Annotated in this window: 2 tRNA genes and 1 rRNA gene; all 3 read right to left on the bottom strand. The window is 46.0% G+C overall.

Annotation, left to right across the window (positions count from 1 at the left end):
* Positions 1–144 precede the first annotated feature (144 nt).
* Positions 145–221: transfer RNA gene (locus KQI75_RS13485), tRNA-Ile, on the bottom strand.
* A gap of 21 nt (positions 222–242) precedes the next feature.
* Positions 243–318, bottom strand: a tRNA-Ala gene (locus KQI75_RS13490).
* Between the two features lie 124 nt (positions 319–442).
* Positions 443–533: ribosomal RNA gene (locus KQI75_RS13495) — 16S ribosomal RNA — on the bottom strand; the annotation flags it as partial.

The following is a 533-nucleotide window of genomic DNA, read 5'->3' on the forward strand; positions in this document are numbered from 1 at the left end:
TTGGATCGTTAAAACCTTTTATCTCAAAAATTTGCTTTCGCATTTTTCCTAGAATAACAATTTTATCTTCCTATTGTTGCTTTGTCGTTTTCTCGCTGTTCAGTTTTCAAGGTGCAGTTCCTTGCAACATCAGATGATATTGCGTGGTGGGCTTGAATGGATTCGAACCATCGACCTCACGCTTATCAGGCGTGCGCTCTAACCACCTGAGCTACAAGCCCATGTATAAGGAATCAATTTCGTGGTGGAGATGAGGAGAATCGAACTCCTGACCCCCTGCTTGCAAGGCAGGTGCTCTCCCAGCTGAGCTACACCCCCATATGAAATTGATTCCTGTTTCAAGGGCATTGCGCCCTCTAAATTAAACAACGTAAGCTCAAACGGCCAACCTGAATTGACCTAGGATTCTGAGACTCTTTTTCAAATCTCATGGTCTCCTTAGAAAGGAGGTGATCCAGCCGCACCTTCCGATACGGCTACCTTGTTACGACTTCACCCTAATTACCAGTCCTGCCTTCGGCCACGTCCTCCTT

Source organism: Butyricicoccus intestinisimiae (genome assembly GCF_018918345.1).
In the GTDB taxonomy this organism is placed as follows: Bacteria; Bacillota; Clostridia; order Oscillospirales; family Butyricicoccaceae; genus Butyricicoccus_A; species Butyricicoccus_A intestinisimiae.